Raw genomic sequence first — 15161 nt, forward strand, 5'->3', positions numbered from 1 at the left:
CCAAAGAAAGCGAGCGAGCCGGCTATGAACAAAGACGTTGAGCATGGCGAGCCGGTCCAAGGATCGGAGTACGATCGCCTCTTTTATCCCTATCTCTTTGCGGGGGGCAAGGTCAGTCTGGAGGAAGTCCTCAGCCAGGTCCGGCATTCCACCCTGGAGAAGTGCCGCGAAGTTATCGCCCTGCGTCAGGCGACCCTGGCTACGGCACGCGAGTCGCTGCTGGCGGCGGCCCAGGCGATGGCCCAGGCCTTCGCCGCTGGGGCGACCCTGCTGGCCTTTGGCAATGGGGGCAGTACCACCGATGCCCAGGATCTGGTGACCGATCTGCTCCATCCGCCTTTCTCTCACTGGCGAGCGCTGCCGGCCATTGCCCTCACCAACGACATCGCTGTTGTCACGGCGGTGGGCAACGATGTCGGCTTCGAGAATATCTTTACGCGCCAGATCATCGCCTTCGGGCGACCCGGCGATATTGCCGTGGGCATCTCTACCAGCGGCAACTCGCTCAATGTTCTGCACGCCTTTGAGCAGGCCAAAAAACAGGGTCTGCTCACCGTGGGCCTGGCTGGCTACGACGGCGGCAAAACCAGGCGCTCACCAGCGGTGGACTACTGTCTCGTCTCCCCTGGCGATCATATCCCGCGTATTCAGGAGGCGCAAGCCACCGTCTACCATGCCCTGATCGAGCTGGTGCAGGCCCTCTTAGCCGCACAGAAAGGGAGAGCTGACAGCGATGAAGTTCGTCGATGAATATCGTGATCCCGAGCTGGCCAAACGGATCGCCGCCGAGATTGCCCGCCTCAGCGACGGGCGCCCGCTCAAGTTCATGGAGGTCTGTGGTGGCCACACCCATACGATCTACAAACACGGCATCGAGGACGTGCTCCCGCGCAGCATTGACTTGGTGCATGGTCCTGGCTGCCCGGTCTGTGTCCTGCCGATGGGGCGCATCGATGATGCCATCGCCATTGCCCGCATGGAGGGCGTCATCTTCACCACCTTCGGCGACATGATGCGCGTCCCTGGCTCGAAAGGCAGCCTGCTCGATGCCAAGGCCGAAGGGGCCGATGTGCGCTTCGTCTACTCGCCGCTGGACGCCCTCAAGCTGGCGCGCCAACACCCCGATCGCCAGGTGGTCTTCTTCGCCATCGGCTTCGAAACGACCGCGCCCTCGACAGCAGTGACCCTGCTGCGAGCCAGAGCGGAGGGCATCAAGAATTTCTCCGTCTTCTGCAATCATGTGACCATTATTCCAGCCATCAAAGCCATTCTCGACTCGCCCGATCTGCGCCTGGACGGCTTCATTGGTCCAGGGCACGTCAGCATGGTCATCGGCATGCGCCCCTACACCTTCATCGCTCGCGACCATCACAAGCCCGTCGTGATCGCCGGCTTTGAGCCACTCGACATCATCCAGGCCGTCTACATGCTGGTCAAGCAAATCAGTGAAGGACGGGCAGAGGTCGAGAACCAGTACACGCGCGTGGTGCGGCCCGAGGGCAACGTACGGGCTTTGGAGGCGATGGCCCGCACGATGGAGCTGCGGCCCTTCTTCGAATGGCGCGGACTCGGGTTCATCACCCATAGCGCCCTCAAGCTGCGACCAGAGTTCGCCGACTGGGATGCCGAGCTGCGCTACGAAGTGCCGGGCCTGCGAGTGGCCGATCCTAAAGCCTGCCAGTGCGGCGAGGTCCTCAAGGGGGTCATCAAGCCCTGGGAATGCAAGGTCTTCGGCACCGCCTGCACCCCTGAGACCCCAATCGGGACCTGCATGGTCTCGCCAGAAGGGGCCTGCGCTGCCTACTACAACTATGGCCGCTTCTCGATGGCCGCCGAGCGCGACCACCTGCGCAGTCTCTCTCGGACCCCCTAGACGGCAGTGAGGCCGAGGGAGGAAGGAGACCGAGCCAGATCAAGCATCCCAAACCCACACAACCGAGCGAATCAGAGCAGCAGGGACAACAAGCTTCGCAATACAAACGCAAGAAAGATGGAAGGAAGGGAGAGAGCAATGGACGTCAAGCCCGGTTCCGAGCAGGAGGCGGCGCGGCTCGACGCAGTCCTGCAGAAAATGGAGCGCGTCCGGCAGGCGCGCCGGCACAAGTTCTATTTGCGCGACGAGCGCATCACGCTCAGTCATGGCAGCGGTGGCAAGGCCACCCATAACCTGATCGAGGGCGTCTTTGCCCCGGCCTTCTCCAATCCGCTGCTCGATGCCCTGGAAGATGCAGCGGTCTTCTCGCTGGACGGCAGCGGCCTGCAGCTGGCCTTTACGACTGACACCTATGTGGTCAGTCCCCTCTTCTTCGCCGGCGGCGACATCGGCAAACTGGCCGTGCACGGCACCATCAACGATCTGGCAATGGCCGGGGCCCAGCCGCTCTATCTCTCGGCGAGCTTCATCCTCGAGGAGGGCTTTCCCATTGCGGAATTGCGGCGCATCGTCGCCTCCATGCAGGCGGCGGCCAGCGCTGCTGGCGTGGCCATCGTCACTGGCGACACCAAGGTCGTGCAGCGCGGCAAAGGGGATGGCGTCTTCATCAATACCGCCGGCGTCGGACTGCGACGTGCGCACTGGCCGCTCGGGCAGACCTGTCTGCAGCCGGGCGATGTCGTCCTCCTCAGCGGTAGTGCTGGCGACCACGGGATCGCCATCATGCTGGCGCGCGAGGCCCTCGATATCGAAACCGATGTCCAGAGTGATACGGCGCCACTCCATACGCTGGTGGCGGCCTTGTTCGAGGCCATTGGCGAGCGTGTGCATTGTCTGAAAGATCCCACCCGCGGTGGCATAGCCACAGCCCTCAACGAAATGGCTCTGGCCTCCGAAGTGGCCATTGGTCTGGATGAACAAGCGATCCCGGTGCATCCCGGCGTCCGCGGTGCCTGTGAGATCCTGGGACTCGACCCGCTCACCATTGCCAACGAGGGCAAGCTGCTGGCCGTGGTGGCTCCCGAAGCAGCAGCACAGGCCCTGGCCGTCATGCGCGCGCATCCCCTGGGACGAGAGGCGGCCATCATCGGCAGCGTCCAGGCCGAACCGCCTGGCATCGTCTTTCTGCGCACGGAAATCGGCGGCATGCGCGTCCTCGATATGCTCGTCGGTGATCCGCTCCCTCGCATCTGCTAAGTTTCTACCTCCCCTGCTCCCCTTGCACACTTCCAGCGCTCGCCTGAAGCTAGAAGGTGAGCGCTCTGCTCATTCCCGGAAACCCTTCTCCGCCTGCGAACAGCCTCCCTCGTCTTCAGAGGATACATATATTGGACAATATAAATTGAGGAGGTGTAGCGTTTATATTACGCAGAAGGCTCTCTGTCGTAATATGCTTGCAGGAGAACAACGTGCTAGAACCGTCGTTTCTATTGCCTGGCAGATGCCAGATCTATACTTCTCAGCAGCAGAACCTCGGGGGGAACTGGCTCGGCAAGCCGCTGCTGGCGCTACTGCTCGCGATGGGGTTGCTGCTGGCCGGTGGGAGAGTAGCCCTGGCCGAGAGCGTCACTGTCAGCGACGGTGCAGGGGTCTTGGATGTGGCCCGTGTCAAGAGCGAGGGGGCGAAGTTACCGTATCCGTTGGAGGTCGATACGACCAACAGCTTCAGCGGCAGTCAGACAGACTTTGAGGGCTATGCGCGTGGGCGGGTGAGCGCAGCCGAGCGGCTGATTGTGATTGCCATCGACACGGTCCATCGCTGGGTCTATATTGAGTCGGGAAATGCGGTCCCGCTCTCGGATAGCGAGGCGGAAGATGCCTACACGGCCTTCAAGGAGCACTACCGCGATGGGAGCTACACCGGGGCAACGCTGGCGGCCATCCAGTCGCTGGAAAAGAGCCTGACCGTGACGTCAGCGACCGTGACGTCAGAGCCTGATGAATCGTCAGGTAGCGTCAATCAAGGCTTTGATTGGACAGGGGTGGCCTGGACTGGCTGTTTCTGTATCTCTACTGTCGCCCTTTTCTTCTTAGTCATCGGGGCTGCTGCCAATGAGGATGCAGCTCGGCGGCGTAGGGGGTATCGAGGAGGTGAATCCAGCACTGGCTTTGGGGCAAGCAGCTGGGGAAGCAGCTATGGAGGGGGCTTCAGCGACAGCGGCGGGAGCATAGGAGGAGGCTTCAGCGACAGTGGTGGGAGTGCAGGCGGGAGCTTCAGCGACAGCGGTGGGAGTGCAGGAGGGAGCTTTAGCGACAGCGGTGGGAGTGCAGGAGGGAGCTTTAGCGACAGCGGTGGAGGAGCAGGAGGGAGCTTTTAGCGGCGCGGTGCAGACAGGGCTGAGCCTGGCTGTCGGCTCTGTCTCTGTCAACCCCAGCCCTAGATCATCCGTATAAATAGCGTGGCATGGAGCAACAAAGTGCGCCATGATAGGGCAAAAAGAGGAGGGGAACGTATTCATGATTCTCACACAAGTACCATCTAGTGGGCCAGGTGCTGACCAGCAAAGGGGGACGCTCCAGCCTGCTCGCCCTCGGAGGTTCAGTGCACTGCGGCCACTATTGGCGCTACTGCTCGCCGGCTTCCTGCTCATGCTGACAAGCGCAGCTGCCCTGGCCGATAGCGTGACCATCAGTGATGGGGCCGGCGTTCTTGATAAAGGTCGCGTCCAAAGCGAAGCGGCCAAACTGCCCTACCCCATTGCTATCTATACGACCAACTCCTTCACTGGCAGCCAGTCCGACTTTGAGGCGCGCACACAAAGCCATGTCACCAACTCGCGTCTCATTGTCATCGCTATCGATACCGTTCATCACTGGATGTACATCAAGTCTGGCTCGCAGGTGCCGCTTTCCAACAGTGCTGCTCAAGATGCCTACAATGCCTTCAAAGACAACTACAACAATGGAGACTATACTGGAGCCACGCTAGCGGCGATTCGCTCGCTGGAGGACTCGCTGGCGGCGGCGCGTAGCGGTGAAGGTGGCTCACCGGCCAACTCTGGGGCTGGTGGTCTCCTATCGGGAGGCCTGGGCACGCTCTGCTGTCTTGGTCTGCTGGTTTTGATCATTGGGGGAATCATCTTCGCTGTTGTGCGGCGGCGCTCTGGCCAGGGCTGGGGTTGGGGTCGCAGCAATGTTCCCTATGAACCGACGCCACCAGGTAGCTATCCGTACCAGGGTCCCTATCAGGGAGGGTATCCCCCTAACTATTACCCCCCCAATCAGGGTGGGGGCATGAATCCCTGGGCAGCCGGTGGTCTCGGAGCCCTCGGTGGCGGCCTGATCGGCTATGAGCTTGGCAAGATGGCCGGTGAAGGAGAGGCCCGGCATCAAGAATCTGGCTTCGCCGGTGATCCCGGCCCCGGTGGTGGCGGTGACTTTGGCGGCGGTGGTGACTTTGGTGGAGGCGCTGGTGGTGACTTTGGTGGAGGCGGCGACTTTGGTGGAGGTGGTGACTTCGGTGGTGGCGATGGCGGCAGCTTCTAAACCCTCTCATTGTGGCCCCATCTCATGAGGTTGCACTGATCAGCGATCAGGCGACAAGGTCAACCCAACAAAGGAGAACGCCAGCTAATGGCGTTCTCCTTTTACTGAAGAACAAGGTCCTTATCTAGGAGCGACTTCTGCTGGCCCCGGTCCCGTCCATAGCTTGAAGGCCAGGGCTTCTCAGTGGAAGAGGGCTACTCTTCCTCGCCCGTGCTCGGGCGAATACGCCGGGTATGGCGGCGACGTGCCAGCTCTGCCACGCGCAAGCGGCTGACCGCCTGCTCCAAAGCTGCCTGGAGCTCGGCGCGCTCGACATCTGTCTGGGCCTGCTCCAGACGCTCCAGGGCCCGGCGGCGCGCCTCCTGAGCGCGGGCCTCATCGATCTCCTCGGCGTGCTCAGCGGCATCGGCCAGCACTGTCACCTGATCCTCGAAGACCTCCAGGAAGCCGCCGGAGACGAAAATTGGCTCCTCGGCCTCTCCCAAGCGGATCAGCAGCTCGCCCGGTGCCAGCACTGCCAGGAGCGGCGCATGGCGCGGCAGAATGCCCAGGCGGCCCTCCGTGCCCGGAGCATTCACCTGGTCCGCCTCGCCGCTGTAGAGCGCCCGCTCGGCGGTCACCACCTCGACATGCAGTTTTCCAGCCATCTTAGAGAGACCTCTGCTCGCGCTCGTGGCGCTCGATCACCTCATCGATCGTACCCGCCATATAGAAATGCTCCTCGCGGATATGATCGTACTTGCCCTCAAGGATGCCCTTGAAGCCGCGCACCGTCTCCTTGAGCGGCACATACTTCCCGGGGCGGCCCGTAAAGACCTCGGCCACGAACATCGGCTGTGAGCAGAAGCGCTGGATCTTGCGCGCGCGCGAGACGATCAGCTTATCCTCCTCGGACAGCTCATCGACACCCATAATAGCGATGATATCCTGCAGATCCTTATAGCGCTGCAGCACGCGCTGCACGCCGCGAGCCGTATCGTAGTGCTCCTGACCTACGAACTGCGGATCGAGCACGCGGCTGGTCGAAGCCAGAGGATCGACCGCCGGGAAAATGGCCTGCTCGAAGATCGCGCGGTCGAGCACGATCGTCGAATCCAGGTGCGCGAAGGTCGTCGCCGGCGCCGGATCGGTGTAGTCGTCCGCCGGCACATAGACCGCCTGCATTGACGTAATCGAGCCGCGTGTCGTCGAAGTGATGCGCTCCTGCAGCTCGCCCATCTCCTCCGCCAGGTTTGGCTGATAGCCCACCGCCGAAGGCATACGCCCGAGCAGAGCGGACACCTCAGAACCAGCCTGCGTGAAGCGGAAGATATTATCGATGAAGAGCAGCACGTCCTTACCTTCCTCATCGCGGAAATACTCCGCGATCGTCAGGCCGGTCAAGGCCACACGCAGACGTGCCCCAGGCGGCTCATTCATCTGGCCGAAGACCATCGCCAGGCGGTCGATCACGCCGGCTTCCTGCATCTCATGGTAGAGATCGTTCCCCTCGCGCGTGCGCTCGCCAACGCCAGCGAAGACGCTATAGCCGCCGTGGGCCTTGGCCACGTTATTGATCAGCTCCTGGATGATCACCGTCTTGCCCACGCCCGCGCCGCCGAAGGCGCCAACCTTACCACCGCGCATGAAAGGACAGATCAGATCGATCACCTTCAGACCGGTCTCGAAGACCTGCACCTCCTTAGCCTGCTCCTCCAGGCTCGGAGGAGGACGATGGATCGGCAGACGCGGCACATCGGCCACTGGCGGCTTATTGTCGATTGGCTGGCCGAGCACATTGAAGATGCGCCCCAGCGTCTTGGGGCCGACCGGGACAGAGATGGGCTGGCCGCGATCGATGACCTCCAGGCCACGCTGCAGACCATCGGTCGGACCCATTGCCACGCAGCGCACCCAGTTATTGCCCAGGTGCTGCTCCACCTCCAGCGACAGCTCCTCATCGGAGCCCTCGGGGCGAACTACCAGCTCATTATAGATAGGAGGCAGCTGCTCGGGGGGAAACTCCACATCGACCACGGCCCCGAGCACCTGGACCACCCTCCCCTTGGCAAGTGTCTTTGTCGTCATGTATCTCTTCGCCTCCTGCGGAAGCCTCGACAACGCAGTCGCTCACTACCAGCAAGGCGCGCAAGCCTGCTCGCAAGCCTGCTGCATCCATCCCGCTTCCGTTCAGCGTTCGTTTCGTTACAAACTGTTACGTGTCCCTGATCGAAACCGTTGCCGTGGGCAACGGACTCGCGCCGGGTGGCCATGACTGACCAGGCGCGAGGGCTGACTACAGCTCGCCCGCGCCGGCTACCACCTCAAGAATCTGCGTCGTAATGCTGGCCTGGCGGGCCTTGTTGTAGGCCAGCGTCAGATCATCGACCAGCTCGTTGGCATTGTCGGTAGCGTTCTTCATCGCCACCATACGCGCCGACTCCTCGCTGGCCCGGGCCTCAAGCAGCGCCAGATAGACCTGGACATCCACATAGCGCGGCAGCAGAGCCTCGAAGATGGCCTGCGGGTCCGGCTCGTAGATATAGTCAATGCGCTGACGCTCGCTACTGCCCTCACTCCGCGGCGGCTGCACCGGCAGCAACTGGATCGCCACCGGCTGCTGCGAGGTCGTGCTCACAAAGCGAGCGTAAACCAGGTAGACAACGTCCACTTCGCCGCTTAGGAAAGCATCCATCGCCACCTGGGCCACCGCCGACGCATCGTTCATCGACGGATTATCATTCAGTTGCGTAAACTCGGCCAGCAAGTGCTGCTGCGTCCGCACAACGAAGTCGCGCCCCTTGCGACCAATAGCCACGAACGAGACAGCCGGGCGCTGCCCCTCGGCCCGCTGTACCTCTTCCTGGATCTCCAGAGCCGTCGAGGACGCTTTACGGTTAATATTGCTCGGCAGCGCGCCGCAGAAGCCGCGGTTGGGCGAGATCACAATGAGGCCGACGCGCTTCACCGGACGGCTGCGTAGCAAGGCCAGCTCACTGCCCACATCCTCGCCGGCCACCGTCGCCAGGCGTGACACCAGCTCTCGAATCTGCTCCGCATAAGGGCGCGCCCGCTGTACCCGCTCCTGTGCGCGCCGCATGCGGCTGCTGGCGATCATCTGGAAGGTGCGCGTGATCTGAGCAATATTCTTGACCGTCCTGATGCGCCGCCGAATCTCGCGGGTTGATGGCATAGCTCTCTCCGCCTCCTAGCTAGCTAGCTGCTGCTGCTGCTTGAGCCTTCTGCGGCTGCGGTGCGGCGGTCTTCTTGAACTCCTCAATAGCGGCTCGCAGACGTGCCAGCAGATCGTCGGACATATTGTTGCGCTGCTTGACCGACTTCTCGATGATCTCCTGACCGATCTCTGGGTGGTTGGCCTCCATATAGCGATGGAAAGCCGCCTCCCACTCCTGGATCAGCTCCAGAGGCACATCGTCGAGGTAGCCCTGTGTTGCAGCGTAGATGATCATCACCTGCTTCTCCACCTCAAGCGGCTGGTACTGTTTCTGCTTGAGGATCTCTGTCAGGCGCTGACCGCGCTCGATGCGGGCGCGCGTGGCCTTATCGAGGTCGGAAGCGAACTGGGCGAAGGCTGCCAGCTCGCGGAACTGAGCCAGATCCAGGCGCAGCGAGCCAGCCACCTGACGCATAGCGCGTGTCTGGGCGCTGCTGCCCACGCGCGAGACCGAGATACCGACGTTAATCGCCGGGCGGATACCGGCGTTAAACAGGTCGGTCTCCAGGAAGATCTGGCCGTCGGTGATTGAAATGACGTTGGTCGGAATATAGGCCGAGATATCGTTAGCCTTCGTCTCAATGATTGGCAAAGCGGTCAAGGAGCCGCCGCCGTAGTCCTCGTTCAGGCGAGCTGCGCGCTCCAGCAGGCGCGAATGCAAGTAGAAGACATCACCGGGGTAGGCCTCGCGGCCTGGTGGGCGGCGGATGATCAGCGAAATGTTGCGGTAGGCCTCGGCGTGCTTCGTCAAATCGTCGTAGACGATCAGCGCATCGCGGCCCGACTCCATAAACTCCTCGCCAATCGCGCAGCCAACGTAAGGGGCGATATACTTCATCGGGGCCGGATCAGCCGCGCCGGCCACCACTACGATCGTATGCTCCATCGCCCCATACTTCTCCAGGGTCGCGATAGTGCGCGCCACCGAAGAATTCTTCTGGCCGATGGCCACATAGATGCAGATCAGATCTTTGCCCTTCTGGTTAATGATCGTATCGATAGCGATGGCCGTCTTACCGGTCTGGCGGTCGCCAATGATCAGCTCGCGCTGGCCGCGACCGATAGGGATCATCGCATCGATGGCCTTAATACCGGTCTGCACTGGTGTATTCACCGAGCGGCGCGTAATCACGCCGGGAGCCACGCGCTCGATCGGGCGCCGCTTATTGGTAATGATCGGCCCCTTATCGTCGATAGGCTCGCCGAGGGCATTGACCACGCGCCCGATCAGAGCGTCGCCGACGGGGACCGAAATCACCTGACCGGTCGTGCGCACCTCATCATCCTCGCGCAGCTCAGTATAGTCGCCGAGGATGATGATACCGACCGTTTCCTCCTCCAGGTTGAAGGCCATGCCCTTCAGCCCGGTGCGGGGGAAATCTACCAACTCCAGATATTTCACATCCTGCAAGCCATAGACGCGGGCGATGCCGTCCTGGACGGCGATCACGGTCCCGACGCTGGCCGTGGCAGGCTGGCTTTGATCGAAGCCAACAATATTGCGTTCGATGATGGCACTGATTTCATCTGCCCACGATGCCATCGTCTTTCCTCCTCAGGTAATCTCTCCTCGCCATAGAGGCCAGCCGGAACAAGAAAGAAGCCGATCCACGCAGGCGCCAGGCAGAGAAGCGAAGCGGCATGCGTGTACAGGCCAACCCGGCGTAAGCCTGCTGTGCCGGCCTCAGACTGAGCGGACGGCGGGCAACAACAAGGCGGACCAGCAGACAGCAGGGCAGCCGGCCCGTTACGGACGAGAGCGAGCGATGGGCAAAACGCTAAAGTACAGATTCACCAACTGGCGAACGAGAAGCAACAAATGAACAAGCGAGCAAGCAAAAGAGCAACGGCCAGCAACCAGAGAGAGGGTCGAGGAGCCGACACCTCAACACGCAAGCCGACAAACCTCCTGCCTGCAGCGCGCCAGTCAGCCGGGCGAGAGCAGGCAAGCGAGTCTATGTGAGCCTGATCCCTGCTCTACTGAGTGCGTGTCGGCTCAGGGCGGTCCCTGGCTGGTGGGTCGTTGACCGTCGCCAATTCGGCGGGCAGGTCCAGCGAAGCCAGCAGTTCAGAACTATGGGCGGCAGTCTCCTGCAGCAAGCGCTGCTGAAGGGTAGCCAGCCGATGCTGGACGCTGGCATCGATGACCTCATCGCCGACGCGGGCGATAATCCCTCCCAGAATCTCCGGCTCGACCTTTGTCTGCAGGATAATCTGTTTTCCAGTTCTTCGCTCTAACGCCTGCTTCACACGCTGAAGCGCGGCCTCATCGAGAGGAGCCGCCGTAATCACCTCGGCGATGGCCTGGTTCTTATACCGAAGTACGAGCTGTTCGAGTTCGCGCGCAATATTCGGCATCAACTCGACCAGATTACGCTGGACCACCAGCAATGCGAGATTGAGCGACGTCGGCAGAACCCGCGACGCAAGCGCCTGACGCAGCGCCTGCTCCTTGCGCGCCAGGGGGATTTTCGGCTCGCTCAGCAGATAGGCCATCTTGCGCTGAGCAAACAGTTCAGCGATGGAACGCACCTCGTCGAGAGTGCGATCAATCGTCTGCTGCTGCCGCGCGATAGTGAAGATAGCTTCAGCGTAGCGGCGTGCGATCGCTCCCTTAAGCATTACTGTCCCTTCGTAGCCTGGCTGGCATTGACGAACTCTTCAACCAGGCGGCGGTTATCACTGCTATCGACGGACTTACTGATCACCTTCCCGGCGGCTGCGATCGAGAGATTGACCACCAGGCGGCTCAGGTCGGCACGAGCGCGAGCGGCCTCCTGGCGGATACGCTCAACCTGCTGCTGCTCGATCTGGCGGGCGCGCGCCAGGGCCTCCTCCTCGATGCGACGGGCCTCGCGCTCGGCGGCGCGCTGCGCGTTAGCGATGACCTCCTGGGCCTCGCGACGCGCCTCGGCCAGCAGCTGCTCGGCGCGGGCGGTGGCATTCTTCAGCTCCTCCCGCGCTCGCTCGGCGTTCTCGATGCCCTCGCGGATAATGGCGGCGCGTCTATCAAGCATGCGCTGAACAATGGGCAAAGCCCACTTGCGCAGAAGAATCAGCACAATGATGAAGCTAACGAGCTGCGAGAGGAAGGCAAAGGTATTGATACCCAGGCCCTCCAGCGGACTCGCTGCGAGAATCAAAGTCACGCCGACCCCCTCCTTTTTTCTTCAAGGCATTCAGTGGTCGCCCTCCATGCGGGTAGGCCAGCGGAGAGACCGATCAAAAAAATCCTGAGAAACATCACATTCCTCGCCCTCCCTCGAACGGGGAGGGAGGAAGAACAGGGTTCGAGATGGTGCTGGGCGTGAGGGACGTTGGACATACCCGCATCGTCAGGCGCACTACGTGCGTTCGTTTCAGCAAGCAGGACGAGCAGCCCGCGAGGCACTCCGGGCGGAGCCGGGCGCCTACTTCGATGCGACGGGCCAGCTCGTCTTGTCCTTGCCTGCCCCTACAGCTTACTTCACGAACTGGAGCAGGATGGCGATGACCAGTGCGTAAATGGCAATGGCCTCGGCGAAGACCAGACCCAGAATCATATTGATACGGATCTGCGGCTCCGCCTCGGGATTGCGCCCGATAGCCGAGGCCGCCTGACCGGCAGCGATTCCGATGCCCAGACCCGGGCCAATAGCCCCCAGACCAATAGCCAAAGCGACAGCTAACTGCGACATAGCTGAATATCCTCCTTTAAGGACAAAGCTTCGTTGGTTCGTTCCTGGTTGATTGTTTTTGATATCAAGCGGACAAGTGATACCCCTCGCTCAGCCTGCGCTGCACCCGCGTTGATGTGAACCCGCGACACTCGGAACAATCGGGCGGGCGCGTTCACAAGAGAACCTCCCCGACCAGGCGGCTGAGGAGGCTCGCAGACGGCGAGGTGCAGGCACTACGCGGCGGCCTTCTCCCCTTGTAGTACCTTCTGCTCCTCTTCGACAAGGTGCTCCTCATGAGCCTCGTGACTGGTGGTGCCGATCTCCATGAAGACCAGGGTCAGCAGGGAGAAGATCAGAGCCTGCATCACCGCGACGAAGATCTCAAAGGGAATGAAGATGATCGCGGCAACGAATGGCAGGATGAAGGCAAACGCAGCCAGCACAAGGCTACCGGCGAAGATATTGCCAAAGAGACGGAAGGAGAAGGAAATGATACGCGCGGCTTCGGAGATGATCTCCAGCAGCCCGACAACAACATCGATAAGGCCCATCGGACCTTTGCGTAGTGCTCGGAAATTGAAGTACTTGGACAGGTGCTCTTTGGCACCCAGATGGTAGAAGCCGAAGAACTGGGTCGCCCCCACCGAAAGCAGGGCCATCGCCACCGTCAGGTTAAGATCGGTGGTCGGCGGACGAAACCAGGGGATGATCAGGTTCGAAAGGTTGCCAAAGAGGAAATGGATCGGCCCCAACGAGAGCGGCTGACACGAAGGCAGGAAGCCCAAGACCGGCGCGCAGTTGCCTCCCACATGGGCGACCTCCTCTCCTTTGAGCGTGCCAATGGTGTCGACACCCGGCAGCACGTCCATCAGGTTGGCGACGAGAATGAAGATGAAGAAGGAGGCGACCCACGGGAAGAAACGTGCCGCTTTGTCCTTCCGCGAGCCAACCACACCGTTGACCAGATTTACCACAAATTCGACGATCCACTCCACGAAGTTTTGAAAACCCGAGGGGATCAGCGAAGCGTTGCGTGTGCCAAAGTAGAAAAAGGCAACCAGAGCAAGAATAGTAATCCAGGTGCATAATAGCGTATTGGTTATCGGAAAGATACCGCCTGGATTCCATATCACCTCTGGTGCCAGGGATACCTCAGGAAATCTCCAGAGCACTCAATATCCTCCATCCGAATCGTGCTCTGCGTGGCCCGGTCTGTCAACGTCGACGCCGTCTATCTCATGCTTGAGAAGAAGATTTTAAATAAACGGTACGCGCCGTATATTCCCGTAATCAGGCCAAGCAGCAGCCCGAGAAGTATACACAACGGTGCGGTACGCAACACGCCATCCAGGTAGTGACCAAGAATGGCTCCTGCAGCAATGGGGACTGCGATCGTGAACCCCAATCCTCCCACTGGCCCCACGAGTTCCCACAGGGTGGGGGGAGGCTTCTTACTCATCCTTTTGTTGTCCCGCTTGTCTCACGATTATATCATACCGTGAGGATTATAGCATAAGGCTGACTGTCTGTGCAACGCAATGACAGCATCCCTCAAGCGCCTTCGTTCCCGGCTCGCTTCCTGTCCCAAGCCGCTTTCTCGCCTTCAGAGAGCAGGCAGCCGGAAAGCCGTGCCGCCTCGTCAATTGCGCATTTCTACGGATAGCCGTGCTCGCGTCGCGGTAGTCGGGCTGCCGCGACGCGAGCACGGCTGCTCTGCTCTCCCCGGCCCTTGCTCAGCTGGGCCGTCTCTATTATTTATGGACTCTGATAGTGAGAGATCCTCTCGTGCTTGTCTGCCAGGGAAGGCTGGTCATCGGCTCTGCCCGGCCCGGTGCCAATCAGGTCAGATCAGATGAGCTTGTGCTCGCGGGCCTTGCTCGCGGCCTGGGTACGGTTTGTCACCTGCAGCTTGCTCAAGATGTTGGAGACGTGGTTTTTGACGGTACCCTCGGCCAGATAGAGTTGCTGGGCGATTTCGCGATTGCTGGCTCCCTGGGCTAGTAAGCGCAGGACCTCTCGCTCGCGGACGCTCAGCCCCTCTCCCATGCCCTCGCTGCTCTGGTGCTGGCTCTGGCTCCTTTTTTCTCGCCGGCCAAACTCGATGAGCAGCTTGCTGGCGATGCTCGGTTGAATGAACGGTTCCCCCTGAGCCACCCGGCGGATGGTGGCCGCCAGCTCTTCGGCGGGCAGGTCCTTGAGCACATAGCCCGCCGCCCCGGCTTTGATGGACTCGAAGACGTAGTCGTCGTAGTCGAAGGTGGTCAGAATGATCACCTTTGCCTCCGGGTAAGCGCTCAAAATAGCGGCGGTTGCCTCCACCCCACTCATGATGGGCATCTGGATATCCATCAAGACGATGTCTGGTCCCTGGCCGGCCTGTCGCAGCTCGCGGTAGCGCCTGACCGCCTCCTCGCCGTTCGCGGCCTCGCCCACAACCTCCAGGCCTGGTTCCAGATCGAGAATTGTGCGCAGGCCCTGGCGCATCAGCGTCTGGTCCTCGCAGAGGAGAAGCCGAATAACTGGTGTCGACACTGCTGACCTCCCTCTTCTGTCTAACTGGCGGCTGGCGGGGGGCTGGTGGCCGCTGCTTCGTCGCTCTAATCCTTGCTGCTTCCTCTCCCTCTTCTTGGGCTGCGACCCCTTCCCTCTATAGGATATTCTATCTCTTCTGCTGAGAGATGAACAGTGAAATCTCTGTCGCGCGCACAAATTTTGTCGAGGCTTAACGGGTTCTTTGAGGGAATTTTACAGAGCTATAACGCTGCTGGCTGAAGATTCTCTTGAGAAGTGTTGTAGGGAGGCTCCGAGGGAGGGCTAGCCGGGGTCAGGGCTAGTGGTTGCCCTGGTCTGCCCGCAGCGATGAGGCGCG

15 protein-coding genes are annotated in these 15161 nt (G+C 61.0%); 5 read left to right on the plus strand and 10 right to left on the minus strand.

Annotated elements, in window-relative coordinates:
• Positions 1–24 precede the first annotated feature (24 nt).
• From N688_RS00975 to N688_RS23315, 5 genes are all read left to right on the plus strand, one after another.
• The gene (locus tag N688_RS00975; RefSeq protein ID WP_052887534.1) at positions 25–750 is read left to right on the plus strand and encodes a D-sedoheptulose-7-phosphate isomerase; all 726 of its coding nucleotides are present in this window, start codon (positions 25–27) and stop codon (positions 748–750) included.
• Entirely contained in the window at positions 734–1873 is a 1140-nt protein-coding gene (gene hypD, locus N688_RS00980; protein ID WP_052887535.1) for a hydrogenase formation protein HypD, read from the plus strand. Before N688_RS00975 ends, hypD begins: the two co-directional genes overlap by 17 nt.
• 138 nt (positions 1874–2011) lie before the next feature.
• Complete coding sequence (gene hypE, locus N688_RS00985; RefSeq protein WP_081838381.1) at positions 2012–3130, plus strand: hydrogenase expression/formation protein HypE; 1119 nt, start codon at positions 2012–2014, stop codon at positions 3128–3130.
• A 212-nt stretch (positions 3131–3342) separates the two neighbouring features.
• On the plus strand, positions 3343–4251 hold the full coding sequence (locus tag N688_RS00990; RefSeq protein ID WP_156025232.1) for a hypothetical protein: 909 nt from the start codon (positions 3343–3345) through the stop codon (positions 4249–4251).
• Positions 4252–4390: 139 nt separating this feature from the next.
• Positions 4391–5419, plus strand: a complete 1029-nt coding sequence (locus N688_RS23315; protein ID WP_052887537.1) for a hypothetical protein — start codon at positions 4391–4393, stop codon at positions 5417–5419.
• 194 nt (positions 5420–5613) lie between these two features.
• Here the strand turns inward: N688_RS23315 and N688_RS01000 are convergent, their stop codons facing one another.
• From N688_RS01000 to N688_RS01040, 10 genes are all read right to left on the minus strand, one after another.
• Positions 5614–6066, minus strand: a complete 453-nt coding sequence (locus tag N688_RS01000; protein WP_052887538.1) for a F0F1 ATP synthase subunit epsilon — start codon at positions 6064–6066, stop codon at positions 5614–5616.
• Position 6067: 1 nt separating this feature from the next.
• On the minus strand, positions 6068–7486 hold the full coding sequence (gene atpD, locus N688_RS01005) for a F0F1 ATP synthase subunit beta (RefSeq protein ID WP_052887539.1): 1419 nt from the start codon (positions 7484–7486) through the stop codon (positions 6068–6070).
• 208 nt (positions 7487–7694) lie between these two features.
• A complete protein-coding gene (gene atpG, locus N688_RS01010) occupies positions 7695–8591 on the minus strand; it encodes an ATP synthase F1 subunit gamma (RefSeq protein ID WP_052887540.1) in 897 nt (298 codons plus the stop codon).
• A gap of 19 nt (positions 8592–8610) precedes the next feature.
• Positions 8611–10176, minus strand: a complete 1566-nt coding sequence (gene atpA / locus N688_RS01015) for a F0F1 ATP synthase subunit alpha (RefSeq protein WP_052887541.1) — start codon at positions 10174–10176, stop codon at positions 8611–8613.
• 434 nt (positions 10177–10610) lie between these two features.
• Positions 10611–11255: an ATP synthase F1 subunit delta gene (gene atpH, locus N688_RS01020; protein ID WP_052887542.1), complete on the minus strand. Its 645-nt coding sequence runs from the start codon at positions 11253–11255 to the stop codon at positions 10611–10613.
• Positions 11255–11782 carry a F0F1 ATP synthase subunit B gene (atpF, locus tag N688_RS01025; RefSeq protein ID WP_052887543.1) on the minus strand — a complete coding sequence of 176 codons (528 nt, stop codon included), beginning with the start codon at positions 11780–11782 and terminating at the stop codon, positions 11255–11257. Before atpF ends, atpH begins: the two co-directional genes overlap by 1 nt.
• A gap of 312 nt (positions 11783–12094) precedes the next feature.
• Positions 12095–12310, minus strand: coding sequence for an ATP synthase F0 subunit C (atpE, locus tag N688_RS01030; protein WP_052887544.1), 216 nt, complete (start codon positions 12308–12310; stop codon positions 12095–12097).
• A gap of 215 nt (positions 12311–12525) precedes the next feature.
• The gene (gene atpB / locus N688_RS01035; RefSeq protein ID WP_052887545.1) at positions 12526–13464 is read right to left on the minus strand and encodes a F0F1 ATP synthase subunit A; all 939 of its coding nucleotides are present in this window, start codon (positions 13462–13464) and stop codon (positions 12526–12528) included.
• Positions 13465–13523: 59 nt separating this feature from the next.
• Positions 13524–13751 carry an AtpZ/AtpI family protein gene (locus N688_RS23885; RefSeq protein ID WP_081838382.1) on the minus strand — a complete coding sequence of 76 codons (228 nt, stop codon included), beginning with the start codon at positions 13749–13751 and terminating at the stop codon, positions 13524–13526.
• Between the two features lie 389 nt (positions 13752–14140).
• Entirely contained in the window at positions 14141–14824 is a 684-nt protein-coding gene (locus N688_RS01040; protein WP_081838383.1) for a response regulator transcription factor, read from the minus strand.
• Positions 14825–15161: the final 337 nt, after the last annotated feature.

The organism is Thermogemmatispora carboxidivorans (assembly GCF_000702505.1).
GTDB lineage: Bacteria > Chloroflexota > Ktedonobacteria > Ktedonobacterales > Ktedonobacteraceae > Thermogemmatispora > Thermogemmatispora carboxidivorans.

Excerpts from the sequence above, each read along its gene's own strand:
- atpE (WP_052887544.1), bottom strand. The coding sequence starts at position 12,310 with ATGTCGCAGTTAGCTGTCGCTTTGGCTATTGGTCTGGGGGCTATTGGC.
- atpA (WP_052887541.1), bottom strand. The coding sequence starts at position 10,176 with ATGGCATCGTGGGCAGATGAAATCAGTGCCATCATCGAACGCAATATT.
- atpH (WP_052887542.1), bottom strand. The coding sequence starts at position 11,255 with ATGCTTAAGGGAGCGATCGCACGCCGCTACGCTGAAGCTATCTTCACT.
- hypD (WP_052887535.1), top strand. The coding sequence starts at position 734 with ATGAAGTTCGTCGATGAATATCGTGATCCCGAGCTGGCCAAACGGATC.
- N688_RS00975 (WP_052887534.1), top strand. The coding sequence starts at position 25 with ATGAACAAAGACGTTGAGCATGGCGAGCCGGTCCAAGGATCGGAGTAC.
- N688_RS23315 (WP_052887537.1), top strand. The coding sequence starts at position 4,391 with ATGATTCTCACACAAGTACCATCTAGTGGGCCAGGTGCTGACCAGCAA.
- atpG (WP_052887540.1), bottom strand. The coding sequence starts at position 8,591 with ATGCCATCAACCCGCGAGATTCGGCGGCGCATCAGGACGGTCAAGAAT.
- N688_RS23885 (WP_081838382.1), bottom strand. The coding sequence starts at position 13,751 with ATGAGTAAGAAGCCTCCCCCCACCCTGTGGGAACTCGTGGGGCCAGTG.
- atpD (WP_052887539.1), bottom strand. The coding sequence starts at position 7,486 with ATGACGACAAAGACACTTGCCAAGGGGAGGGTGGTCCAGGTGCTCGGG.
- N688_RS01000 (WP_052887538.1), bottom strand. The coding sequence starts at position 6,066 with ATGGCTGGAAAACTGCATGTCGAGGTGGTGACCGCCGAGCGGGCGCTC.
- hypE (WP_081838381.1), top strand. The coding sequence starts at position 2,012 with ATGGACGTCAAGCCCGGTTCCGAGCAGGAGGCGGCGCGGCTCGACGCA.